Source organism: Neoroseomonas marina (assembly GCF_012927745.1).
Taxonomy (GTDB): Bacteria; Pseudomonadota; Alphaproteobacteria; order Acetobacterales; family Acetobacteraceae; genus Neoroseomonas; species Neoroseomonas marina.
In genome coordinates, this window is the sequence record NZ_JABBKX010000002.1 from 918,130 (window position 1) to 939,172 (window position 21,043).

General features: G+C 72.4%; 23 protein-coding genes. 8 read left to right on the forward strand and 15 right to left on the reverse strand.

Annotated elements, in window-relative coordinates; translation table 11 throughout:
* The first annotated feature begins 3 nt into the window (after window positions 1-3).
* The gene (locus GWK16_RS09665) at window positions 4-990 is read left to right on the forward strand and encodes an alpha/beta fold hydrolase (protein WP_338144445.1); all 987 of its coding nucleotides are present in this window, start codon (window positions 4-6) and stop codon (window positions 988-990) included.
* A gap of 61 nt (window positions 991-1,051) precedes the next feature.
* On the opposite strand, the gene GWK16_RS09670 is transcribed toward GWK16_RS09665, so the two are convergent.
* From GWK16_RS09670 to GWK16_RS09705, 8 genes are all read right to left on the reverse strand, one after another.
* Window positions 1,052-2,152, reverse strand: a complete 1,101-nt coding sequence (locus GWK16_RS09670) for a sulfate/molybdate ABC transporter ATP-binding protein (protein ID WP_170053694.1) — start codon at window positions 2,150-2,152, stop codon at window positions 1,052-1,054.
* A complete protein-coding gene (gene cysW, locus GWK16_RS09675; RefSeq protein ID WP_170053695.1) occupies window positions 2,149-2,982 on the reverse strand; it encodes a sulfate ABC transporter permease subunit CysW in 834 nt (277 codons plus the stop codon). Before cysW ends, GWK16_RS09670 begins: the two co-directional genes overlap by 4 nt.
* Window positions 2,979-3,833: a sulfate ABC transporter permease subunit CysT gene (cysT, locus tag GWK16_RS09680; RefSeq protein WP_170053696.1), complete on the reverse strand. Its 855-nt coding sequence runs from the start codon at window positions 3,831-3,833 to the stop codon at window positions 2,979-2,981. Before cysT ends, cysW begins: the two co-directional genes overlap by 4 nt.
* Window positions 3,834-3,839: 6 nt before the next feature.
* Window positions 3,840-4,856 carry a sulfate ABC transporter substrate-binding protein gene (locus tag GWK16_RS09685; protein ID WP_170053697.1) on the reverse strand — a complete coding sequence of 339 codons (1,017 nt, stop codon included), beginning with the start codon at window positions 4,854-4,856 and terminating at the stop codon, window positions 3,840-3,842.
* A gap of 73 nt (window positions 4,857-4,929) precedes the next feature.
* Window positions 4,930-5,904: a Bug family tripartite tricarboxylate transporter substrate binding protein gene (locus GWK16_RS09690; RefSeq protein ID WP_170053698.1), complete on the reverse strand. Its 975-nt coding sequence runs from the start codon at window positions 5,902-5,904 to the stop codon at window positions 4,930-4,932.
* Window positions 5,905-5,907: 3 nt separating this feature from the next.
* Entirely contained in the window at window positions 5,908-6,891 is a 984-nt protein-coding gene (locus GWK16_RS09695; RefSeq protein WP_170053699.1) for a Bug family tripartite tricarboxylate transporter substrate binding protein, read from the reverse strand.
* Window positions 6,892-6,958: 67 nt separating this feature from the next.
* Window positions 6,959-7,513 carry a precorrin-2 dehydrogenase/sirohydrochlorin ferrochelatase family protein gene (locus GWK16_RS09700; protein WP_170053700.1) on the reverse strand — a complete coding sequence of 185 codons (555 nt, stop codon included), beginning with the start codon at window positions 7,511-7,513 and terminating at the stop codon, window positions 6,959-6,961.
* The gene (locus tag GWK16_RS09705) at window positions 7,513-9,189 is read right to left on the reverse strand and encodes an NADPH-dependent assimilatory sulfite reductase hemoprotein subunit (RefSeq protein ID WP_170053701.1); all 1,677 of its coding nucleotides are present in this window, start codon (window positions 9,187-9,189) and stop codon (window positions 7,513-7,515) included. The genes GWK16_RS09700 and GWK16_RS09705 overlap by 1 nt, the downstream gene beginning before the upstream one ends.
* A gap of 496 nt (window positions 9,190-9,685) precedes the next feature.
* On the opposite strand from GWK16_RS09705, the gene GWK16_RS09710 reads away from it, so the two are divergent.
* The 3 genes from GWK16_RS09710 (at window position 9,686) to GWK16_RS09720 (ending at window position 11,032) form a co-directional block, all read left to right on the forward strand.
* On the forward strand, window positions 9,686-9,886 hold the full coding sequence (locus tag GWK16_RS09710) for a hypothetical protein (RefSeq protein ID WP_170053702.1): 201 nt from the start codon (window positions 9,686-9,688) through the stop codon (window positions 9,884-9,886).
* 85 nt (window positions 9,887-9,971) lie between these two features.
* Window positions 9,972-10,130 (forward strand): hypothetical protein, encoded by a 159-nt coding sequence (locus GWK16_RS09715; protein WP_170053703.1) that lies wholly within the window; start codon window positions 9,972-9,974, stop codon window positions 10,128-10,130.
* A complete protein-coding gene (locus GWK16_RS09720) occupies window positions 10,127-11,032 on the forward strand; it encodes a TauD/TfdA family dioxygenase (RefSeq protein WP_170053704.1) in 906 nt (301 codons plus the stop codon). The genes GWK16_RS09715 and GWK16_RS09720 overlap by 4 nt, the downstream gene beginning before the upstream one ends.
* A gap of 145 nt (window positions 11,033-11,177) precedes the next feature.
* On the opposite strand, the gene cysK is transcribed toward GWK16_RS09720, so the two are convergent.
* Window positions 11,178-12,191, reverse strand: a complete 1,014-nt coding sequence (cysK, locus tag GWK16_RS09725) for a cysteine synthase A (protein WP_170053705.1) — start codon at window positions 12,189-12,191, stop codon at window positions 11,178-11,180.
* 113 nt (window positions 12,192-12,304) lie between these two features.
* Here cysK and GWK16_RS09730 point away from each other — a divergent pair, with 113 nt between their 5' ends.
* Window positions 12,305-12,754 carry an RrF2 family transcriptional regulator gene (locus GWK16_RS09730; RefSeq protein WP_170053706.1) on the forward strand — a complete coding sequence of 150 codons (450 nt, stop codon included), beginning with the start codon at window positions 12,305-12,307 and terminating at the stop codon, window positions 12,752-12,754.
* A gap of 2 nt (window positions 12,755-12,756) precedes the next feature.
* On the opposite strand, the gene cobA is transcribed toward GWK16_RS09730, so the two are convergent.
* On the reverse strand, window positions 12,757-13,569 hold the full coding sequence (gene cobA / locus GWK16_RS09735; RefSeq protein ID WP_170053707.1) for a uroporphyrinogen-III C-methyltransferase: 813 nt from the start codon (window positions 13,567-13,569) through the stop codon (window positions 12,757-12,759).
* Window positions 13,570-14,046: 477 nt separating this feature from the next.
* On the opposite strand from cobA, the gene GWK16_RS09740 reads away from it, so the two are divergent.
* Entirely contained in the window at window positions 14,047-14,220 is a 174-nt protein-coding gene (locus GWK16_RS09740) for a hypothetical protein (protein ID WP_170053708.1), read from the forward strand.
* Window positions 14,221-14,367: 147 nt separating this feature from the next.
* Here GWK16_RS09740 and allE read toward each other — a convergent pair whose 3' ends face one another.
* Window positions 14,368-15,129, reverse strand: coding sequence for a (S)-ureidoglycine aminohydrolase (gene allE, locus GWK16_RS09745; protein ID WP_170053709.1), 762 nt, complete (start codon window positions 15,127-15,129; stop codon window positions 14,368-14,370).
* Entirely contained in the window at window positions 15,126-15,509 is a 384-nt protein-coding gene (locus tag GWK16_RS09750) for a RidA family protein (RefSeq protein ID WP_170053710.1), read from the reverse strand. The genes allE and GWK16_RS09750 overlap by 4 nt, the downstream gene beginning before the upstream one ends.
* Before the next feature lie 167 nt (window positions 15,510-15,676).
* On the opposite strand from GWK16_RS09750, the gene GWK16_RS09755 reads away from it, so the two are divergent.
* Together GWK16_RS09755 and GWK16_RS09760 are read left to right on the forward strand one after the other, a co-directional pair.
* Window positions 15,677-16,570: a LysR substrate-binding domain-containing protein gene (locus GWK16_RS09755; protein WP_170053711.1), complete on the forward strand. Its 894-nt coding sequence runs from the start codon at window positions 15,677-15,679 to the stop codon at window positions 16,568-16,570.
* Window positions 16,571-17,120: 550 nt separating this feature from the next.
* Window positions 17,121-18,197, forward strand: coding sequence for an amidohydrolase family protein (locus GWK16_RS09760; RefSeq protein ID WP_170053712.1), 1,077 nt, complete (start codon window positions 17,121-17,123; stop codon window positions 18,195-18,197).
* A 19-nt stretch (window positions 18,198-18,216) separates the two neighbouring features.
* Here the strand turns inward: GWK16_RS09760 and GWK16_RS09765 are convergent, their stop codons facing one another.
* The 3 genes from GWK16_RS09765 to GWK16_RS09775 all read right to left on the reverse strand — a co-directional run bounded on the left by GWK16_RS09765 (window position 18,217) and on the right by GWK16_RS09775 (window position 20,973).
* Complete coding sequence (locus GWK16_RS09765) at window positions 18,217-19,188, reverse strand: tripartite tricarboxylate transporter substrate binding protein (protein ID WP_170053713.1); 972 nt, start codon at window positions 19,186-19,188, stop codon at window positions 18,217-18,219.
* A gap of 74 nt (window positions 19,189-19,262) precedes the next feature.
* Complete coding sequence (locus GWK16_RS09770) at window positions 19,263-20,270, reverse strand: hydroxyacid dehydrogenase (RefSeq protein WP_170053714.1); 1,008 nt, start codon at window positions 20,268-20,270, stop codon at window positions 19,263-19,265.
* Between the two features lie 25 nt (window positions 20,271-20,295).
* Complete coding sequence (locus GWK16_RS09775; RefSeq protein ID WP_170053715.1) at window positions 20,296-20,973, reverse strand: RraA family protein; 678 nt, start codon at window positions 20,971-20,973, stop codon at window positions 20,296-20,298.
* Between the last annotated feature and the right edge of the window lie 70 nt (window positions 20,974-21,043).

A 21,043-nucleotide genomic window follows, 5' to 3' on the forward strand; every position in this document is an offset into this window, starting at 1 on the left:
ATCGTGCAGAGCTACCTGCGGTTCGGCTCGCCGGATCTGCCGGCGTTGGTGCTGCTGCCGGGCATCACCAGCCCGGCCCAGACCTGGGCCTTCGTGGGCGAGCGGCTTGGTGACCGCTACGACACCGTCATCCCGGACCTGCGTGGGCGCGGCTTCAGCGAAGGCGGGCCGCACCTGGCTTATGACCTCGACAGCTACGCGGCGGATATCGAGGCGCTGGTCGGCGCCATCGGCCTGTCCGCGCCCGTGCTGATGGGCCATTCCATGGGGGCGCGCATCACCATTCGCCTCGCCCGGCGCGGTCGCGTCGCCTTCGATCGCGCGGTGCTGATCGACCCGCCGATGAGCGGTCCGGGCCGCCGGCCGTATCCCACCGGCCTGGCGTGGTTCCTGGACTCCCTCGACCTCGCGCAAGCCAGCACCGATCCGGCCGTGCTGCGGGATTTCGTGCCCGGCTGGTCGGACGAGCACCTGCGCACGCGGCTCGAATGGCTGCGCCGCTGCGACCGCGACGCCGTGATCGCAAGCCACGAGGGTTTCCACACCGAGGACATCCATGCCGACCTGCCGCATCTTGCGCTGCCGACGTTGCTGATGGTGGCGGGGCGCGGGGGTGTCGTGTCTAACGCGGATCTGGCGGAGATCGCGGTCCTGAATCCAAGGCTTGAGGTCCGGCGGGTGGAGGAGGCCGGGCACATGATTCCGTGGGAGGACGAGGCGGGTTTCCATCGAGCGCTTGAGGGTTCGTCTGACGCGGCGCCGACGGCTTCGGCAACGGCCGTCCTGCCTTGCCGTTCCGGGCGATGGGAATGGTCGCGGAGCATCTGTGGCCCTTCGGCCGTCTCGCGGCGGGTCGGACGGACGTCCAAGCTGCGCCACGGTCCCCGAACGCCGGGCAGGGACCATCGGAGCGCTTTCGAAGGCGACTGTCATGCGGTTCAGGCAAGCCGACCGAAGGCTTGGCACCTGGCAGCACCTCCTGCTCGGTGAAGCGCAGAGTGTTCGCCGGTCATGTCTCGCCGTGGTCCGTGGGTCTTCCGCTCAGCGAGACTCACGTCGCGGCGCCCTCGGTGAAGCGCACCGTGCCTCGCGTGGGCAGCACCGTCTCATGCAATCCTTCCGCGCCGAACACCGTCAGTCGTCGCAGGGCGACGCCCACGCGCATGCCTGGTGCGACCTGATCGTCCGGATGGTCCGACACTCCGTCCAGCATCGCGGCGCCACAACGTAGCACGACCCTCGTGCGCGAACGCTCGGCGCGTACCAGTGCCACCTCGACCCCGCCGTCGCATCCGGTAGATGCCTCGACGACCAGATCCTCCGGCCGCACGAACACCTCGGCCGATCCATCCCCCACCGCGACCCGAACCGCCGGCACCGGCAGGTCACGGATCTGGAGCCATCCGCCACGCACCTCGCCGCGCAGCCGGTTCGCCTCCCCGATGAAGCCCGCGACGAAGGCCGTCGCAGGGTCGTCGAGCAGCGCCCGCGGCGTGCCGAACTGTACGATCCGCCCACGATCCATCACCGCGATCCGGTCCGCGAGTTCCATCGCCTCGTCCTGGTCATGCGTGACCAGCACCGAGGTGATGCCCAGACGGTCGTGCAGCCCGCGCACCCAGCGCCGCACCTCCTTGCGCACCAGCGCGTCGAGCGCTCCGAACGGCTCGTCCAGCAGCAGCAGGGAGGGCTCGATGGCGAGCGCCCGGGCCAACGCCACGCGCTGCCGTTGCCCACCCGAGACCTGGTCCGGATAGCGCGCCGCCAGGTCCGGGATCTGCACCAGTTCCAGCAAAGTCGCGACGCGGCGTGCGATCTCGGCTTCCGACGGGCGCTGGCGCCGCGGGCGCACGCGCAGGCCGAAGGCGACGTTCTCGGCGATCGTCATGTGGCGGAACAGCGCGTAGTGCTGGAACACCACACCGACCCCCCGCTGGCGCGCCGGCACGCCGGCGAGATCGACGCCCGCGATGCGCACACGGCCTGCATCGGGAAAATCCAGGCCCGCGAGGATGCGCAGCAGCGTCGTCTTGCCCGAACCCGACGGCCCCAACAGGGCGGCGAACTCCCCCGCCTTCAGGGTCAAGCTCACGCCATCCAGCGCCGTGGTCCCGGCGAAGCGGCGGACGATGCCTTCCATCTCGACGCTCATACGTGCTCTCCGATCCGTCGCGAGGTGAGCATCTCGAGCAGGGTCTTCGCCGCGAGCGTCACCACCCCCAGCAGCGCGAGCAGAGCGGCGACCGCGAAAGCGCCGACGAACATGTATTCATTGTAGAGGATCTCGACATGCAGCGGCATGGTGTTGGTCTGTCCGCGGATATGGCCCGACACGACGGACACGGCGCCGAACTCCCCCATGGCCCGCGCATTGCACAACAGCACGCCCGCCAGCAGCGCCCATTTCACGTTGGGCAGGGTGACGCGCCGGAAGATCTGCCAGCCGCCGGCGCCGAGCGTCGCGGCCGCCTCCTCCTCCTCGCGCCCCTGTTCCTGCATCAGCGGGATCAGCGTGCGCGCCACGAAGGGGAAGGTGACGAAGACCGTCGCGAGAACCAGGCCCGGCAGGGCGAAGATGATCTCGATCCCCTGAGCGCGCAGCCAGGGACCGAGATATCCCTGCGCGCCGAACAGCAGCACGTAGACCAGGCCCGAGATGACCGGGGAGACCGAGAAGGGCAGCTCGATCAGCGTCGTCAGCAGGCGCTTGCCGGCGAAGTCGCATTTCGCGATGGCCCAGGCGGCGGCGACGCCGCCCACCGTGTTCACCGGCACCGAGATCGACGCGACCAGCAGCGTCAAGCGGATGGCGGCGAGGGAATCCGGATCGCTGATCGCGCTCCAGGCGGGTTCCCAGCCGCGGCGCAACGCCTCCGCCAGCACGGCGGCGAGCGGCAGCAGGAAGACCGCGACGGCCAGCGCGGCCGCCAGCAGCACCAGCGCGATGCGGGCCGGCGCCGGATCGCGCGTCGCGGCGCTCATCCGAGTCCCCGCCGCAGCCGGCGCTGCCAAAGGTTGAGCAGCAGCAGGATCGCGAAGGACAGCACCAGCATGGCGAGCCCGATCGCCGCCGCCGCCGCGTAGCTGAACTGCTCGAGCTTCACGACGATCAGCAGCGGCGCGATCTCGCTGATCATCGGCATGTTGCCCGCGATGAAGATGACGCTGCCGTACTCGCCCACCGCGCGGGCGAAGCCGAGGCCGAAGCCCGTCAGCATCGCCGGCGCCAGCGCGGGCAGCACCACGCGGCGGATGGTCTGCAGCCGCGTCGCGCCGAGCGTCGCCGCCGCCTCCTCGGTGTCGAGCGGCAGGTCGCGCAGCACGGGCTCCACCGTGCGCACCATGAAGGGCAGCGCGACGAAGAACAGCGCCACGATCACCCCCGCGGGCGTATAGGCGACCTTCCAGCCGGTCAGCGCCTCGATCGGCGCGCCGAGCCAGCCATTGCTGGCGAAGAGCGCGGTGAGCGCGAGCCCCGCCACCGCGGTCGGCAGCGCGAAGGGCAGGTCGATCAGCGCGTCCAGCACCCGCCGTCCCGGGAAGCGGTAGCGCGTGATGACCCAGGCGAACAGCAGGCCGACCGGCACGCTGGCGAGGGCCGCCGCCAGTGCGCCGCCGAAGGACATGCGGAAGGCCGCCAGGACGCGCGGTTCCGCCAGTGCCGCGACGACGCCCGCGACGCCGAGTTCCCATGGCTTGAGCGCGAGCGCGGCGAGCGGGACAATCACGATCGCCCCGAGCCAGGCGAAGGTGACGCCCAGGGTCAGCCCGAGCCCCGGCAGGGCCTGGCGACGCCGGGCGCTGCGGGGGGCGATCGCCGCGCTCGCGCTCATCGCGCTTCAGCGACCGGGGCGGTAGATGCGGTCGAAGATGCCGCCATCGTTGAAATGCGTGCGCTGCGCCTGCGCCCAGCCACCGAAGGCGCTGTCGATGGTGACGAACTCGATGGTGGGGAAGCGATCCCCCGCCGCGCGCAGCACCTCGGCGTTGCGCGGGCGATAGAAGTGCTTCGCCGCGATGCGCTGGCCCTCCTCGGAATAGAGGTGGTTCAGGTAGGCCTCGGCGATCGCGCGTGTGCCGCGCCGGTCGACATTCTGGTCGACCACCGCCACCGGCGGCTCGGCGAGGATGGAGAAGGGCGGGTAGACGATCTCGAGCCCCGCCTGGGGGAATTCCTGCAGCGCGAGATGCGCCTCGTTCTCCCAGGCCAGCAGCACGTCGCCCTGGCCGCGCTGGACGAAGGTGGTGGTCGATCCGCGCGCCCCGGTGTCGAGCACCGGCACCTGGCGGAACAGCCGTCCCGTCGCCTCCTCGGCGGTGGCGGGGCTGCCGCCGGGCTGGCGCAGCGCCCAGGCCCAGAAGGCGAGGTAGTTCCACCGCGCCCCGCCCGATGTCTTGGGGTTCGGCGTGATCACCGCGACGCCGGGCTTCAGCAGGTCGCCCCAGTCGCGCAGCCCCTTCGGGTTCCCGCGCCGCACCAGGAAGACGATGGTGCTGGTGTAGGGCGTGCTGTTCTCCGGCAGGCGCTTCTGCCAGTCGCGCGCGAGCAGCCCGCGCTCGGCGATCTCGTCGATGTCGTAGGCCAGCGCGAGGGTGACGACGTCCGCCCCCAGCCCGTCGATCACCGCCCGCGCCTGGCGGCCCGACCCGCCATGGGAGGTGTTGATCGCCGGCCGCGGATGGCCGCGCGCCGCCCAATGCGCGGCGAAGGCGGCGTTGAACTCGCGGTAGAATTCGCGCGTCGGGTCGTAGGAGACGTTGAGCAGGGTGGGTGCTGGCTGGGCATGCGCAGCTGCCGCGGCGAGTGCGGCTGTCGTCGCCAACAGGCCGCGGCGGGAGAGGATCGTGAAGCTCATCGCATCAGGCCTCCAAGATTGGATATGGGGTGGGGCGCCAGCGGTCGCGGCGCCGCTCGAAAAATCGTGATCGTCACGCATCGGCCGGCCGGATCCCGGTCGCCGCGACCACGGCGGCGAAGCGCCCTGCGGTGCCGGACAGCACCTCGGCGAAGCGGGGCGCCGGGGCGCCCACCACGCCGAAGCCGAGGGCCGCGAGGCGTTCGGTCACCGCCGCTTCCGCGAGTGCGCCGCGCGTCGCCTCGTGCAGAAGGTCGCGCGTGGCGGCCGGCGTACCGGCGGGGGCGAGCAGTCCCATCCAGGTCACCTGCTCGAAGTCCGGCGCGAGGATCTCCGCCACGGTCGGCACCGCGGGTGCCGAGGGCGCGCGCGCGGCCGAGGTGACGGCCAGCCCGACCAGCCGCCCGTCCCGCACCTGGTCGATCGCCGCGCCCAGCGTCACCAGCGCCGCGTCCACGGTGCCGGCCAGCAGGTCGGCCAGCAGCGGACCGCCGCCGCGATAGGCGATGTGCTCCGGCCGCGCGCCGATCGCCTGCGCGATCAGTTCGCTGGTCAGGTGATGGGAGGTGCCCCAGCCCGGCACGCCGACATTGAGCCCGCCCGGTCGCGCCCGCAGCCGCGCCGCATAAGTCGCGATGTCCGGGATGCCCGAGCGCGGATGCGTCACCAGCAGGTTCGGCGCATCGATGCCGAGCGTGACGGGTGCCAGGCCCGGCAGCAGCGGCGCCGCGCCCGGCGGGGGCAGCGCCTCCACCGCGGCGAGGGTGTCGTTGGTGATCAGCAGCGTGTGCCCGTCCGCCGGCGCCCGCAGCACCGCCTGGGTGCCGAGGCGCGAGGAGGCGCCGCCGATGTTCTCGACCACCACCGGCTGGCCGAGCCGCACCTGCAGCGCCGGGACGATGGCGCGGGCGAAGACGTCCACGCCCCCGCCCGGCGGGAAGGGCACGACGATGCGCACCGGCCTCGAGGGAAAGACCTGCGCCTGCGCCCGCGCCGTCGCGGCGGCGATGACGGAGGCGAGCAGGAGCGTGCGGCGTCCGTTTGTCATCGGTCAGCCTCCGGCCTGGCGGATGCCCGCGGCGCGGATGACGCCGGCGAAGCGATGGGTGGACTCCTCGGTGCGGCGGGCAAAGACCTCAGGCCCCTCCGCGACGACGGCGAAGCCGAGGCCGGTCAGCCGGTCCTCGACGGCCGCGCTGCGCAGCGCGGCGGCGATCGCCTCGTGCAGCGCGGCGACGACCGGCGCGGGCACGCCCTTCGGCACCAGCAGCCCCTGCCAGGATTCCACGTCGAAGCCGGGCGCGACCGTCTCGGCGAGGGTCGGAACATCGGGCAGCGCGGCATCGCGCGCCCCGGTCGTGACCGCGAGCGGCACGATGGCGCCCTGGCGCACCTGTTCGGTGATGGCGGGCAGGGTGATCACCAGCGCGTCGAGATGCCGCGCCAGCAGGTCCGACGTCGCCGGCCCACCGCCGCGATAGGTGACGTATTCCACCGGCAGCCCGCCGGTCGCCTGTGACAGCAGCTCGTGCACGACATGCGCGATGCCGCCCCAGGCCGGCAGGCCGACATTGAGCCGCCCGGGCCGTGCACGTACCGCGGCAAGGTAGCCCTCGATGTCGCGGACGCCCGATCCCGGATGCGTCGCCAGGATCTGCGCCGCGCGCACCGCCTGGGTCACCGGGGTGAAGGATCCGCGCACGGTGAATCCGGCGTTCGGCGCGGCCAGTTCCGCCAGCACGATGGCGTCCCCGGTGACGAGGATGGTGTGCCCGTCCGGTTCCGCGCGCGCCACGGACTGCATGGCGAGCAGCCCATTGCCGCCGCCCTGGTTCTCCACCAGCACGGTCTGGCCGAGCCGCGCGGTCAGCGCCGGGGCGAGCACGCGGGCGAGGGTGTCGAGGCTCGCCGCGGGCGCCGAGGAGACGACGAGCCGGATCGGCCGCGTCGGCGTCCAGGTGGCGGCGCGCGCCGTCGCGGCGGCGCCAAGGGTCGCGAGGGCGGCGCCGAGTGCGCCGCGTCGGTGAAGTGTCATCTCTGGTCTCCGATCGGGGGTCTGTCGCGGGCGTCGCGCCGCGCCGGATCCCCGCGGAGCGCCCGGGTCAGGCGTCCGCGGCCGGCGCGGCGGGCAGACATCGCCCCCCGGCCGCGATCGGCGACCATCCGGCGGCGGCCAGGTGGTCGCCGACGCCGCGGATGACCGCGGACGGCGTGGCGCCGCGCGCGCGCAGCGTGGCGCGCAGCGTCGCCACCTCCTCGAGATGCGCAGCCCATTCGGGGCCGAAGGCGTCCTCGAGCCAGCCGCGGATCGCGGCCGAGAGCGCCGGCGCACCGCCGGCCGTCGAGACAGTGAGCGTCAGCCCGCCGCGGCGCACGATGGCCGGCACATGCACGTCGCACAGATGCGGCACGTCCTCGACATTCACCGGGATGCGGAGCGCGCGGGCGCGCGCGGCGACGGACTCCGATTCCTCGTCCGTCAGCCCCGCGGCGAAGACCAGGCGTGCGGCGGCGATGGCGTCGTCCCCCGGCGCGCCCTCGACGACGGTAAGGTCCGTCAGCCCCGCCGCGCGCAGCACCGCGAGGCGCTTCGCGAGTGCGGCCCCGCGTCCGGCGAGCAGCACCGGTGTCGAAGGAAGGAAGACGAGCGGCAGCATCAGGCGGCGACCTTCGCGTCGAGCAGCCCGCGCGCGGCGTCCTGGCCGATCCGCGCGCAGTAGTCGCCGAAGCCCTCGCCTGGCGCACGGTCCGCGGCCCAGGCGGCGAAGAGCGGTTCCAGCCGTGCCGCGATCGCCGCCTGCGGCACCTTGTCGGCGATCTGGAAGGACAGCCGCGTCCCTTCGAAATCCCCGCCCACGAACAGGGTGTAGAGGCCGGGCGCACGGCCGACCACGCCGATATCCCCGGCATAGGGACGGGCGCAGCCATTGGGGCAGCCGGTGATGCGCAGGCTGACGCGCTCGCCGGACAGGCCGTGGCGGGCGAGTGCCGCCTCGACATCGGCGAGGATCGGCGCGCGCACGCGCTCCCCTTCCGCGAGCGACTGCCCGCAGGTCGGCAGCGCGACGCAGGCGAGCGTCCAGCGCGCGAGCGGCGTGAGGTCCTCGGCGAAGGTGACGCCATGGGCGCGCAGCAGGCTCGTCACCGCCTGCCTGTCCTGCGGCGCGATGTCGGCGAGCAGCAGATCCTGCTGTGCGGTGACGATCGGGCGCGGGGCGAAGGCCTGCATGACGGCCCGCAGCGCGGCCCGCAGCGGCCCCGCGACACGCCCGGCCGGGATGGGAAGGCCCAGCCACAGCCGCCCGTCGTCCTGTTCGTGCCAGCCGAGCAGCTCGGGCACCGCGAGGCGCGGCAGGGCGGGCGCCGGCTGGAGCGGGCGCCCGAGATCGGCCGAGAGCCGATCGCGCACCCAATCGACCCCGCGTTCGGCCACCACGTATTTCAGCCGCGCATGCTTGCGGTCGGACCGGTCGCCATGGTCGCGCGACAGCCGCACCACCGCCTTCGCGGTCTCGAGCACGTCGTCAGGTCCGATGACGCAGATCGCGTCGGCAAGGCGCGGATAGGTGGCGGGCTTGTTGTGCGTCATGCCCATGCCGCCGCCGACCGTGACGATCCAGCCTGTTAGGCGGCCGCCCTCCGTGAGCGCGAGGAAGCCGAGGTCGTTCGCCAGCAGGTCCGGCGTGTTGTCGGACGGATGCGCGAGCGCGATCTTGAACTTCCGCGGCAGGTAGGTCGGGCCGTAGAGCGGCTCCTCCTCGACCACCGCCGTCTCCTCCTCGCCGAGGAAGATCTGGTGGTGGGCGCGGGAGCGCGGCAGCAGCTCCGACGAGAGCCGGAAGGCCTCCGCCTCGAGCCGCGCATGGATCGCATCCGCGCGTGGCGCGGCGGTGGTGATGACGTTGCGCACCACGTCGCCGCAGGCGGCGAGCGTCGTCATCAGCGCATCGTGGATCGCGGCGATGGAGGGCTTCAGCGCCTGGCGGAGGATGCCGTGGAACTGCACGCCCTGCCGCGTGGTCAGCCGCAGCGTGCCGTCGGCGTGGGACTCCGCCAGCCCATCGAGGGCGAGCCACTGCGCCGCGGTGAGCCGCCCGGCGGGCGCGCGGACGCGGACCATGAAGGACCAGTCCTTGTCCTCGCCGCGCTGCTTGCGCTCGGTCGCGGTGTCGCGGTCGAACTGCTCGTAGGTGCCGTGGAACTTGAGCAGCGTGTACGCGCCCTCGGACAGGCCGCCGCGCGCCTCGGCGGCGGCGATCTCCTCGGCGATGGTGCCGCGCAGCGCGCGGCTGTCCGCCTTGATGGTCTCGGCTCCGCTCGGCTTCCCGGCCATGTCCGTCGCAGGCTCCGCATCGCGATTGCAGTGCGGACGATATCCGCATCGAGATATACAATGTCAAATCGGCAATTAGCGGAATCTGGACCTCGAACGCCGGGGGTGCTCGTCCTCACCCTCCGATGAGGCACGCCAAGGGCACAAGGTTTCCAGGAATGATGCGGCCTTGATCGAAGACTTCCGCGCGCGACCTGCCGAAGAGAAGGAGATTTTTTCTTTCTGAAAAACACATAATATGGTCGGGTTAATGTTGACGAAGACCGCCGTGTGAATGTGAAATGCGTCTGCCGATGAACGGGGCCCGCGCCCCGGGAGACCCAGGATGACTTTCGTCATGCGTCAGGACATGCACCAGCGCCACGCCGCAGCCCGGCCGTGTCGCCGCTGCCCGCCGTGGCGAATGCGCCTGGGCGGCTGAGCCGCCCCGGACGCCCTCACCCCTCTTCCCTGGAACGCATCTGCAACCGGCGCGTCGCGCCGGCGGAGGATCGACATGATCCTGTCACGACCCATCACCGAGAATGGCCACATGGTCGGCGTCGCCACGACCGGCGACAGCGGATGGCTCTTCACCGCGCTCGACCCGCGCGTGGAGGACCTGCACGGCGCGCAGTTCCGCACCCCGGCCGACGCCGAGCGCGTCGCCCTCCTCGTCCTCGCCCGCGGCCGCGGCGCCGCAGGGGGGCGCGCATGATCACGCTGACGCTCCGCACCCTCGGCGCCGGCGCGGCCCTGCTCGCGCTCCTCGCCGCGACCGGCCTGCTGCAGCGGGGCGCGCCATGAGCAGCCTGCTGTTCGTGCCGGTGCTCGAGACCGGCGCCATCGCCTGGCTCGCGGGGTTCCTCGCCGCGGTGGGCGGCGGGGCGCTGCACATCCTCATGCCGCCGCGTGACCCCGCGGTGGCCGAGGCGCTCCTTGCCGCCACGGTGCATCCGTGAGCGCCGCCCGCAAGCCGGCGGACTGGACGGTCCTCGCCGCCCTGCACCCCGCCTTCGGCGTCGAAGTGGTGGGCCCGCCGCTGGGATTCGGCACCCCGCACGCCGCCCTCGACGGGCTGCGCGACCTGGTGCGCGTGCATGGCCTCGTCGTGCTGCGCGACCAGGCGCTGCCGCCCTCGGAGCAGGCGATGCTGACGCGCCGCCTCGGCCGGCCGGAGATCCACGCGCTCGCCCATGCGCGGCATGCGGAGCTTCCGGAGATCGTGGTCGAAGGCAATGCCGGCGCGGAGGACGGACTCGGCGATGCGGGCCTCGCCTGGCATGCCGACCTGACGTGGCGCGCGGCGCCATCGCGGCTGTCGCTGCTCAGTGCCGGGCACCTGCCCGCGGCGGGCGGGGAGATCCTCTTCGCGCACCAGGGCGCGGCCTATGAGCGGCTCGATCCCTGGCTGCGCTGGCGCATCGAATACCTCGACGCGGAGCACGACCACGACCGCCGCCGCGCGGGCGGCGCGCCGGGGTGGCGGCCGCGGCCGGCGCTGGCCGGTGCCGAGCGCGACGCCCATCCGGCCGTGGTGCACCCGGTGGTGCGGCTCGATCCCGCGACGGGGCAGCGGAGCCTCTTCGTGAACGAGGGCACGACGACGCGCCTGCTCGGCGCCCCCGAGGACGAAGCGACGCGGCTGCTGGCCCGGCTGCTGGCCGCGGCGACCGATCCCGCCGTCGTGCTCCGCCATCGCTGGCGTCCCGGCGACCTGCTGCTGTGGGACAATGCGCTGCTGCTGCATCGCGTGGAGGCGACGGCACCGGGCGAGGTGATCCGGCTCCATCGGAGCGCGGTCAGCGGCGAGCGGCCCGTCGGGCCGATCTCGGTCGCGCAGCCCTGGGTGGTTGCCGGCTAGGAACCGCCCGGCGCCACCGCACGACCTCCGCCCGCCGTCGGCGGAGCGGCCTGCCCGAAGGCGGGCCGGCACCAGACGGCCATGTGACTGGACGTTTCCTCCCGCAACTTCGGCCGGGGCCCCATGTGGTCCCGGCCGTTTTTTGTCAGAGCCCGGCGAAGAGTCGCGTCGAGAGGTAGCGTTCGGCGAAGGACGGCGCGATCGCGACCACCAGCCGCCCGGCCATGGCGGGTTCGCGCGCCACGGTGATGGCCGCGGCGAGCGCGGCGCCGGAGGAAATGCCGATCGGCAGCCCTTCTTCCCGCGCGCAGCGACGCGCCGCGTCGAAGGCCTCTCGTTCCGGCACGCGCAGCACGCCGTCGAGGGCGGCGAGGTCCAGCACCGCCGGCTTGAACCCCGCGCCGATGCCCTGGATGTCGTGCGGCCCGGGATCGTCGCCCGACAGAACCGCGCTTTCCGCCGGTTCCACCCCCAACACGCGCAGCCCCTTCCGGCGCGGCTTCAGCGCGCGGGCGATGCCGGTCAGCGTGCCGCCGGTGCCGATGCCGCCGACGATGGCGTCGACCTCGCCGCCGGTGTCGGTCCAGATCTCCTCGGCGGTGGTGGCCGCGTGGATGTCGGGGTTGGCCGGATTGTCGAACTGGCGCGGCATCCAGGCGCCTGGGGTGGCGGCGAGGATCGCCTCGGCCCGCGCGATCGCGCCGGCCATGCCGCGCTTCGCGGGCGTGAGTTCCAGTTCGGCGCCCATCAGGCGCATCATCCGCCGTCGCTCGATGCTCGCACCGTCGGGCATCACCACGATCAGCCGGTAGCCCTTGGCGGCCGCGACGAAGGCGAGCGCGATGCCGGTATTGCCCGAGGTCGGTTCCACCAGCACGGAGCGGCCCGGGGCGATCTGCCCCGCGCGCTCTGCCGCCTCGACCATGGCGAGGCCGATCCGGTCCTTCACCGAGCCGAGCGGATTGAAGAACTCGAGCTTGAGCGCGATCCGCGCCGCGAGCCCCTCCGCCGCCGCGATGCGCGGCAGCAGGACGAGCGGCGTGCCGCCCACCGTCTCGAGCACGCTGCCGAAGATGCGGCCGCGGGCGGAGGCGAGGGTGGCGGGGGGTTCCGCCTTCCGTGTCTTGGCGCGGCGGCGCGGGGCGTTTCCATCGGGCATGGCGGAAGCCATACCACGTCATGCCGGGTGTTTCAGGGGGGCTGGGACAGGGGCTCGCATTCCACGACCGGGCGTCGTAGAGATCGGCATAAGCTGACTCCGGAGGAACCGCCATGCTCCTGCGCCGCGACCGCGCCCTCACGGCCATCGCCATCATGCTCGACGTCGCCTTCCACGCCGGGCGCACCGGGGAGCTGGCCGGCGGGGCGGAGGTGGCCGAGCGCCTGGGCGCCGCGCGGCGGGGCGTCGAGCCGGTCTTCCAGGCGCTGTCCCGCGCCGGGCTGCTGGAAAGCGTGCGCGGCCCGCGCGGCGGCTACCGGCTCGGGCGCCGGCCGCGGGACCTGCGCCTGTCCGACATCGTCGCCTGCGTGCAGGAGGAGGCCGGGCCCGAGCCCGACCTGACCGGCCGCCTGCAGACCGCCGTGGTCATGCCGCTGTGGCGGGAACTCGACACCGAACTCCGCGCGCGGCTCGCCGGCATGACGGTCGAGGATCTGCTGCGCCGGGCCCAGGGCGCGGGCCTGCGCCGCGCTGTGACGGAACCGCTGAACTTCGCGATCTGACCTCAGCGCGCCACGGCGTCGCGCCGGCGTGGCGTGGCGGCGGGCGCCGCCCCGGCCAGCACCGCGGACATCGCGGCGACCTGGCCGATGACCACCAGCGCCGGCGTCGGCACCCCCGCCCGCCGCGCGGCAAGCGTGCAGGCGCCGAGCGTGGTCGCGAGCGCGCTTTCCTCGGGCAGTGAGGCCTGGGAGACGATCGAGACCGGCGTATCCGGGGGCATCTCGGCCGCGAGCAATCGCACCGCAATGGCATCGAGCGCGGTCAGCGCCATGAAGGCGACGATCGTCGCTCCGCTCCTCGCCAGCGCTTCCCAGTCGACGGAACTGGGCAGTTGGCCGGTCTCGTCATGGCCAGTCACGAAGGTGACGGCGCTGGCGACGCCGCGATGCGTCACCGGAATGCCGGCGGCCGCCGGCGCGGCGGTGCCCGCGGTGACGCCGGGGACGACGCGCCAGGGGATACCGGCCTCGGTCAGCGCGGCGGCTTCCTCGCCGCCGCGGCCGAACAGGAAGGGATCGCCGCCCTTCAGCCGCACCACCCGCTGCTGGGCCCGGGCGCCGGCGACCATGCGGGCGATGATGGCGGACTGCGGCGTGGCCTGGACTGCCTTGCGCTTGCCCACGGCGACGATGGTCGCACCAGGGCGAACCAGGCGCAGTACGCCCCGGCCCGGAAGGGCGTCGTGCAGCACCAGGTCGGCATGGCGCAGGGCGCTCGCTGCGCGCAGCGTCAGCAGGTCCGGATCGCCGGGCCCGGCGCCGACGAGCCAGACCTCGCCCGGGCGCGGGGCATCTGTGGCGGCGAGGAAACCCATGGGGCGCGGCGCTTTCCTGTCGAACTGGCGGTTGGCGTAGGGCCGATATCAACGAGGAGCAAGCGTGAGATTCGTCGCCTCTGCACGGGGCACAGAAGCGAAGGAACGTGCCGCATAGCGGGGAACGAGGGAAATGCTTCGCTGCCGCCGAGGTGCACAGCGGCGCTTCGATTGGAAAAGCACATCGGTGTATGGTGATAATAGGATGTGGCTGGTGCTTCGCTCACACGCCGTTCGTCGTCAGCCGACGGGTCGCGTGCCGATGGGTGCCACATGCCTCCCGGACCATGATCGGATCCCACACGTCGTGAGGTTGTGGGGCTGTTTGCTCGTCGGTGTCGCGAGCCTGGTCGAGCGCGGTCGAGATGCGCTTCTTCAGAATCGCGGCCACCGCGCGGACGCGATGGCGCCGAGTCTGCACCGAAACCACGGGATCGCGAGGCGACGTTCTGCGCCTAGCGTTCGAAGTACGGGGGCATGGCGGTGTCCGGCGCCCGTAAGGTGAAGAGCCTCAAGGTCGAGAACGCGCGGCTGAAGGAGCTGCCGGCGGAATCGATGTTCGACGTCTCGATGCTGCGGGAGATGCTGCCGAGAATGTCTGACGTTCGGCTCACGCGGAAGGGCCGCTACCTGGGCGATCGAGGAGACTGACCACTGGTAGCGGCGGGCGTGCCAACGCGTCGGCCTGGCGACCAAAGCTGTCGTCACGGATCGCGTTCGAGCGGCTCGCGCCAGAACGCATCGGTACAATCCTCCCGGCTTGGCGGAGCCTGCGCCGCTCTTGTGAGGCCGAGAGAGTCAGAACGTCACGTCACGATTGACGTCCTTGTAGAGCAGATAGGCCGTCTCGCCCCATCCTGTGGCGTAGAACTGCTGCGGGACGTAGGCGCCCATCCAGATGAAGTCGCCGACCCAGCATTCGTGCCATTCGCGTCCGAGCAGGTACAGCCCCTGTCCCTCCAGCATGTACAGCCCGTGCTGCATGATGTGGGTCTCGACGAAGGGGAAGTAGTTGCCGGGTTCGAAGGACAGGATGTTGACCTCCATGTCCATCGCCATGTCGGCCTCACCCAGCAGGGCCTGCCAGTTCCGCCCGCGCGTGTGCTTGTTCACCTTCGGCACGTCGTGCCGGTGACCGAAGAAGGAGGCGCGCGGCGCGATGCCCGGTGCCGCCACATAGGGGCGCTTGACCCAGATGATCTTGGCCGCGCCCGTGACCGCGTAGCTTTTCCCGGCCGCGACATAGGCATAGCCGCCGGCATCGAGCCGCCGCGTCTGCCCATCCGCGGCGATCTCGGCCTCGCCCTCCACCACGAAGAAGAAATGCTCCAGCCCGTCCATCAGCGGCGCGGGCGTTCCGCCGCCGTCCTCGATCTCCAGCAACGCCTGGGCGAAGTTCGCACCCATGGCCGGGCTGGTGTGGAAGCGGATCTTCGTCTTCTCGAAGCCGGGCAGGCGGCTTTCGAGGATCCCCTCCGGCGGCATCACCGCGTAGTGCGGCGTGACCATGGTGCGGTTGTGGCCCGCGATGCCGGGCGGCAGAACGTCGCGACGGGTCATGCGCTCCCTCCGGGCAGGGCGGCGGTGACGATGATCTCCACCAGGTCGCCTGGCGGCATCGGTGTCTGCACGGCGCTGCGCACGGGGCCCTCGCCGGCAGGGACCCAGCGCGTCCAGGCGGCGTCCATCGCGGGCTTCTCCGACAGGTCGGCCATGAAGACCTCGGCGCGCAGCAGGCGGGACTTGTCGGTGCCGGCAGCGTGCAGATAGCCCTCGATCGACGCGAGCAGGTCGTCCGTCTGGGCCTCGACGCCCGCAGTCTTGTCGCGCGCGGTGGCAAGCGCCCAGATCGTGCCGCCGCCGCCCGGCGGGCGGTGCACCACGACGCGCGATCGGTTGGCGAAGGGGCCGGGGGTTCGGGTGATGTCGGGATGGGGCATGCGCCCTCCGGTTGGATGGTTGGCGATGGTTTACTCGGCCGCGTGCGGCCGCATGGTCGGCCCGCGCCGTAGAGTCCGGCGGTTTCCGGAAGCGAACGGAGACTGTGCTGCGGGAATGGCTCAGACAAACCAGTTGTTCTCGGGTTGAGCCTTAGTTTTCATGGCGCATGGGTCGTCGCCTGCCGCCGCTGAATGCCCTGCGCGCCTTCGAGGCCGCCGCCCGCCTCGGAGGCTTCGCGGCGGCAGCGCAGGAACTTGGCGTCACCGCGGGCGCGGTCAGCCAGCAGGTGCAGGCGCTGGAGGCGCGGCTCGGCCGGCGGTTGTTCGACCGTTCCCCGCGTTCGCTGAGCCTGACGCCGGACGGGCGTGCGCTGACCCCGGTCCTGACGGAGGCGCTGGACGCGATGGAGGCCGGGCTGCTGCGCGCGCTCTCGCCGCGGGTGCGCAGCGCGCTCGCCGTGTTCGCGCAGACCTCCTTTGCGATCGGCTGGTTGCTGCCGCGGCTGCCCCGCTTCCATCGCGAGCACCCGGAGATTGAGTTGCGCCTGTCCACAGGAATCGACGCGCCGGACCTGCATGGTGCCGCACCTGATGCCGTCATCCTGCATGGACGCGGCCCCTGGCCGGGGCTTGCGACGCATCTGCTGTTCCCGGACCGCCTGGTGCCGGTGTGCGCGCCGGGCTGGCTCGCCGCGCGCGATGTCGGGGACCCGCGCCTGCTCGCCAACGAGACTCTGCTCGTTTCCGACACCGCGCGGGGGGACTGGGAGGAGTGGTTCGCCCATGCCGGGCGGCGCAGCCTGCGGCCGGACCGCGCGCTGCACTTCGGATCCTCCCTGCTGCCGCCGCAGGCGGCGCTGCATGGGCTCGGCGTGGCGCTGGCGGATATCGGGCTGGTGCAGCCGGAACTCGATGCCGGACGGCTGGTCAATCCGGTGCCCGCCGTGCCGCCGCTGCGGCGCGGGACGGGCTGGCACCTCGCACACTTGCCCGGCCGCGGCGACGAGGCGCCGATCGTCGCCCTGCGGGATTGGCTGTTGCGCGAGGCCCAGCCCGGCTGAGGCTGGGGCGAGGAAAGCTGCTTCTGCAAGGCCCTGCGGCTGCGCGCTTCATCGCGCGCCATGACCCTGCGGACCGTGTCCCCTTGCCAGGACTCGGCTCCGCCGCATCCACGACGCCGCTGGTGGCGTGACGCATGCGGGCTAGGACGAATGCGAGCGCGCCGGGCCGCGAGACGGCGGAGGCGCAAGGGTTCGCCTTCAGCAGCCATCTCGACCGCGTGCCGCAGGTGGGGGCGAGCATGGTCGTGCTCGCCGGGCTGCGCCATGCCGGAGGTGTCCCGAGGCGCGACATGGAGGTCATGGCGATCCGTGCCGCGCAGGCCGGTGCCTGGTTCCCCTTCGGCTCCCCCGGCTCGCGCTCCACATGGATGCACCGATCGGACGGCTCCGCGCCCCTCCAGCTCGGGTGGACCGTCTCGGCCCGAGCCCGAGAGCAGCCTCTCTCGTCGCCTGCTTCCGGATCCGGACATTCACCGGCGGCGCTCCCTTGCCTGCTTGCCGGCAAGCCTCGGCTTGCCCAGTTCTCCCGACGGCGGGCACTCTCCGTCGCATGACCTCCCCCGCCGCCACACACTTCACGCCGTCACGCCAGATCGCCGTTCGTCCCGAATGGCTCGCCCAGCGGCGGGAGGAACCGCTGGACCCGACGCTGCCGATCGTGGATTCACACCATCACCTCTGGGATCGGGAAGCCGAGTGCTACCTCCTCGACGACCTGCTGCGCGACACCGCGGAGGGCCACGACGTGCGCGCGACGGTCTTCATCCAGTGTGGCGCCATGTACCGCGGGGGCGGCCCCGAGGAAGCGCGGTCGATCGGCGAGACGGAGTTCGTCAACGGCATCGCGGCGGCGAGCGCCAGCGGCACCTACGGGCCGGTACGCGCCTGTGCAGGCATCGTCGGCTTCGTGGATCTCACCCTTGGCGACCGCGTGACGCCTCTGCTCGAAGCGCATGTCGCGACGGCCCGGTCGCGTTTCCGGGGCGTGCGCAACCGCACCGCCTGGCATCCCTCGCCCGCGGTCCGCTCGAACCTCCTCGGGCCGCCACCGGGACCGCTCGAGGATCCGCGCTTCGTCGACGGCGCCCGCCGGCTGGCCGCGCACGGACTCGTGCTGGACATCTGGGCCTACCAGACGCAACTGCCGCTGGTTGCGGCGGTCGCGCGCGCCGTGCCGGACCTGACCGTGGTCGTGAATCATTGCGGCGGCCCGCTCGGCGTGGGGCCCTATGCCCCGCGCCGCGAGGAAGGCTTCGCGGAGTGGCGCCGCGAGGTGCTGGCGCTCGCCGCCCTGCCGAACACCGTGATGAAGCTCGGCGGCCTCGCCATGGAGGTGGGCGGCCACGACTTCCACCTGCGCGACCTGCCGCCAGGCTCGGTCGAACTGGAGCAGGCCTGGCGACCGGTCGTCCACACGCTGATCGAGGCCTATGGCGCCGGCCGCTGCATGTTCGAGAGCAACTTCCCCGTGGACAAGGGGATGGTTGGCTACGGCGTGCTGTGGAACGCCTTCAAGCGCCTCGCGGCCGGCGCGGGGGAGGCGGAGCGCGCCGCCCTCTTCGCCGGCACGGCGACGCGCGTCTATCGCCTGCACGAGGCGCCGGGCTGCGAGGCGCTGCGCCCCTAGGCAGGCGCCGCGCCGGCCGTCACTGCCACGGCGTCCTCTCCCAGATTCGCTGGTAGCGTGCGAGCTGGGCCGGCATCTGCGCCTCCCATTCCGCCCCGCGCAGGAAGGCCATGGCCAGTTCGAGCTGCCGGACCCGCTCCGCCCATTCGGGCGTCGCGATCACCTTCGCGATGGCGTCCTCCAGCCGGCCTGCGACCTCGTCGGGGATGCCGCGCGGTGCGCCGATCCCGCGCTCGCTGCTCATCAGCACGTCGAAGCCTTCCTCGCGGAAGGTGGGCACGTCGGGCATCAGCTCCCACCGGCGCTCACCCATGCCCGCGAGGGCACGCAGCATCGGGTTCTCCTGTCCCAGCATCCCGATCTCGCCGAGGTTCAGGCCGGCGACGTCGATCTGGCGGCCGATCACCGCATTGCGCGAGGGCCCGGCGCCGGCGAAGGGAACATGGATGAACTCGGCGCCCGAGGCGGCCTCGAACAGCGTCAGGCCGAGATGGTCGTCGGTGCCGATGCCGGAGGAGCCGACGCTGATCGTCCCGGGCCGGCGCTTCGCCGCCTCGACCAGGTCGCGCAACGACCGGTAGGGCGAGTCCCTGTGCACCACGAAGGCGCTGGGATCATCCACCAGGCGCGCGATCAGCCGGATCTGCGCGCGGTCAAAGCGCACGCGGCGCTGCACCCCGAGCGAGAGGTAGCCCGGCGTGTTGATTGTGCCGAGCGTGTAGCCATCCGGCCGGGCGGTCTGCAGTGCGACATAGGCCGTCTCGCCGCCCGCCCCGGGCCGGTTGACGACGACGAAATTGGACCCCGGCAGTTCGGCGCTGAGGAACTGGGTCAGCGCGCGCACCATCACGTCGGTCCCGCCGCCGGGCGCGAAGCCGACGATGACCTCGATGGGCCGCCCGGCCGGCCATGCGGGCTGCGCCAGGGCGGGCGCGGCGAGGGAGGCGACCCCGGCCGCAAGGATACCGCGGCGCGTGGCTATGATCGGCATTCTGATGGTTTCCTGTCTGGTGGTGATCTGGCTGGGCCGGGCCGCGGCGGGCCGCTGCGCCGTCGTGGAGCGCGTCAGGCCGCCGCGGGCAGGCGACCCCGGACGACCACGGCGCCGGGCATGGCCGGGACACGCCCGGCGAGCACCGCGACAATGCAGTCCGCTGCCATGGTGGACATGCCGACCGCGCCGCGCGGCGTGTTGGCGGCGAGGTGCGGCGTCGGCAGGACGCGGGGATGGCCGCGCAGCGGGCTGGCGGTGTCCAGCGGCTCCTGCGCGAAGACGTCAACGCCTGCCCAGGCGAGCTGCCTGGACTCGAGTGCCGCCAGCAGCGCCGCCTCATCCACGATGCCACCGCGGGCGGTGTGCACCAGGATGGCGCCGCGCGGCATCAGCGCGAGTTCCGCCGCGCCGATCATGCCCCGCGTCGTGGCGTCGAGCGGGCAATGCAGCGACAGCACTTCGGAGCGTGCCAGCAGCGTCCGCAGGTCCGCGACGCGCTCCCCGGGGCCAGGCAGCGGCCCAGCGGGAAGGAGAGGGTCGTAGGCGGCAACCCGCATGCCGAAGGCGTCCGCGAAGCGCGCGACCTTGGACCCGATGGCGCCGTAGCCGACGATACCGAGCCTGACGCCATCGATGTCGCGCGTCATGCGGGAGGTCTTCTCCCACAGCCCGTCACGCATGCCGGCGGCGACCGACGGCAGGTCCTTCAGCAGCGCGAGCATCAGCGCCATCGCGTGTTCCGCGACCGAGCGCGAATTGGCCCCTGCGGCCCGCGTCACCGTCAGGCCGCGCGCCTCCGCGGCCGCGAGGTCGATGCCGTCCACGCCAGCGCCATGGCGCGCGATCACGCGCAGGGCGGGCGCGGCGGCGTCCATGACGGTGCCGTTGATGAACCCCTGCCGGTGCAGCAGCGCCACCGGCCGATGCTCGGCGACGGCGGCCAGCAACTCGGCCTCGGAGGGATAGCCGGAGGTGCAGGGCACGGCGTAGCCGGCGGCTTCCAGGATGGCGACCGCCTCCGGCGCGAGCTTCGCGGCGGTGACGAGAACCGCAGGCTTCGCGGCGGGGTGCTGGGTCATGGGGGATCTTCCGGAATGCATCGGTTCAGTCGAGGCCGTCGCAGCCAAGCCGCCGCAGCGTCGCATCCACCCAGGATGCGTCGTGCGTGCCGCCCTCGATGTTCGCCATCTGGCGCGCCTCGGCCGCCGCCTTCTGCGCGGCCGCCGCGTACACGGCTTCCGCCTCGGCGAGGGGGACGCAGAGCAGGCCGTCATCGTCGCCCAGGATGAGGTCGCCGGGCTCGATCACCATGCCGTCGATCGCGATGGCGACGTTGATCTCGCCGGGGCCGTCCTTGTAGGGGCCACGATGGGTGATGCCGGCGGCGAAGACCGGGAAGCCCTGCGCGCGGATCGCGGCGCTGTCGCGGATCGCGCCGTTGATGACGATGCCGGCGAGGCCGCGCCTGATCATCTGCGCCAGCATGAGCTCGCCGATGATGGCGTTGGTCAGGTCGCCGCCGGCATCCACGACGATGACGTCGCCCGGCTGTGCGAGCGAGAGGGCCTTGTGGACCATGAGGTTGTCGCCCGGACGCGTCTTCACGGTGAAGGCGGGCCCGGCCAGCACGCCTCCGGCATGCATCGGGCGCAGCCGCGGGCCACCCGCGGCCATGCGCGACATGACGTCGCTGACATTGGCGACGGGCAGGTCGCGGAAGCGCGCGACCGTTTCCGGGCCGACCTTGCGCGGGCGTGGCAGGATCCTGAAGCCGGCAGCCATGGTCATGCTCTCCTGGATGCGCAGGCCGTTCGGCGGTCTGCGAGGATTACGAAATTCAATTCCATTTTCA

What these genes read in the sequence shown, in the direction of transcription:
- GWK16_RS09750 (WP_170053710.1), bottom strand. Translation starts at nt 15,509, where the DNA reads ATGCCCCATCCCGACATCACCCGAACCCCCGGCCCCTTCGCCAACCGA.
- cobA (WP_170053707.1), bottom strand. Translation starts at nt 13,569, where the DNA reads ATGGGTTTCCTCGCCGCCACAGATGCCCCGCGCCCGGGCGAGGTCTGG.
- GWK16_RS09685 (WP_170053697.1), bottom strand. Translation starts at nt 4,856, where the DNA reads ATGAGCTTCACGATCCTCTCCCGCCGCGGCCTGTTGGCGACGACAGCC.
- cysK (WP_170053705.1), bottom strand. Translation starts at nt 12,191, where the DNA reads ATGCCCGATGGAAACGCCCCGCGCCGCCGCGCCAAGACACGGAAGGCG.
- GWK16_RS09770 (WP_170053714.1), bottom strand. Translation starts at nt 20,270, where the DNA reads ATGACCCAGCACCCCGCCGCGAAGCCTGCGGTTCTCGTCACCGCCGCG.
- GWK16_RS09715 (WP_170053703.1), top strand. Translation starts at nt 9,972, where the DNA reads ATGAGCAGCCTGCTGTTCGTGCCGGTGCTCGAGACCGGCGCCATCGCC.
- GWK16_RS09775 (WP_170053715.1), bottom strand. Translation starts at nt 20,973, where the DNA reads ATGGCTGCCGGCTTCAGGATCCTGCCACGCCCGCGCAAGGTCGGCCCG.
- cysW (WP_170053695.1), bottom strand. Translation starts at nt 2,982, where the DNA reads ATGAGCGCCGCGACGCGCGATCCGGCGCCGGCCCGCATCGCGCTGGTG.
- GWK16_RS09690 (WP_170053698.1), bottom strand. Translation starts at nt 5,904, where the DNA reads ATGACAAACGGACGCCGCACGCTCCTGCTCGCCTCCGTCATCGCCGCC.
- GWK16_RS09740 (WP_170053708.1), top strand. Translation starts at nt 14,047, where the DNA reads ATGGCGGTGTCCGGCGCCCGTAAGGTGAAGAGCCTCAAGGTCGAGAAC.
- GWK16_RS09765 (WP_170053713.1), bottom strand. Translation starts at nt 19,188, where the DNA reads ATGCCGATCATAGCCACGCGCCGCGGTATCCTTGCGGCCGGGGTCGCC.
- cysT (WP_170053696.1), bottom strand. Translation starts at nt 3,833, where the DNA reads ATGAGCGCGAGCGCGGCGATCGCCCCCCGCAGCGCCCGGCGTCGCCAG.
- GWK16_RS09695 (WP_170053699.1), bottom strand. Translation starts at nt 6,891, where the DNA reads ATGACACTTCACCGACGCGGCGCACTCGGCGCCGCCCTCGCGACCCTT.
- GWK16_RS09710 (WP_170053702.1), top strand. Translation starts at nt 9,686, where the DNA reads ATGATCCTGTCACGACCCATCACCGAGAATGGCCACATGGTCGGCGTC.
- GWK16_RS09755 (WP_170053711.1), top strand. Translation starts at nt 15,677, where the DNA reads ATGGGTCGTCGCCTGCCGCCGCTGAATGCCCTGCGCGCCTTCGAGGCC.
- allE (WP_170053709.1), bottom strand. Translation starts at nt 15,129, where the DNA reads ATGACCCGTCGCGACGTTCTGCCGCCCGGCATCGCGGGCCACAACCGC.
- GWK16_RS09670 (WP_170053694.1), bottom strand. Translation starts at nt 2,152, where the DNA reads ATGAGCGTCGAGATGGAAGGCATCGTCCGCCGCTTCGCCGGGACCACG.
- GWK16_RS09700 (WP_170053700.1), bottom strand. Translation starts at nt 7,513, where the DNA reads ATGCTGCCGCTCGTCTTCCTTCCTTCGACACCGGTGCTGCTCGCCGGA.
- GWK16_RS09730 (WP_170053706.1), top strand. Translation starts at nt 12,305, where the DNA reads ATGCTCCTGCGCCGCGACCGCGCCCTCACGGCCATCGCCATCATGCTC.
- GWK16_RS09705 (WP_170053701.1), bottom strand. Translation starts at nt 9,189, where the DNA reads ATGGCCGGGAAGCCGAGCGGAGCCGAGACCATCAAGGCGGACAGCCGC.
- GWK16_RS09760 (WP_170053712.1), top strand. Translation starts at nt 17,121, where the DNA reads ATGACCTCCCCCGCCGCCACACACTTCACGCCGTCACGCCAGATCGCC.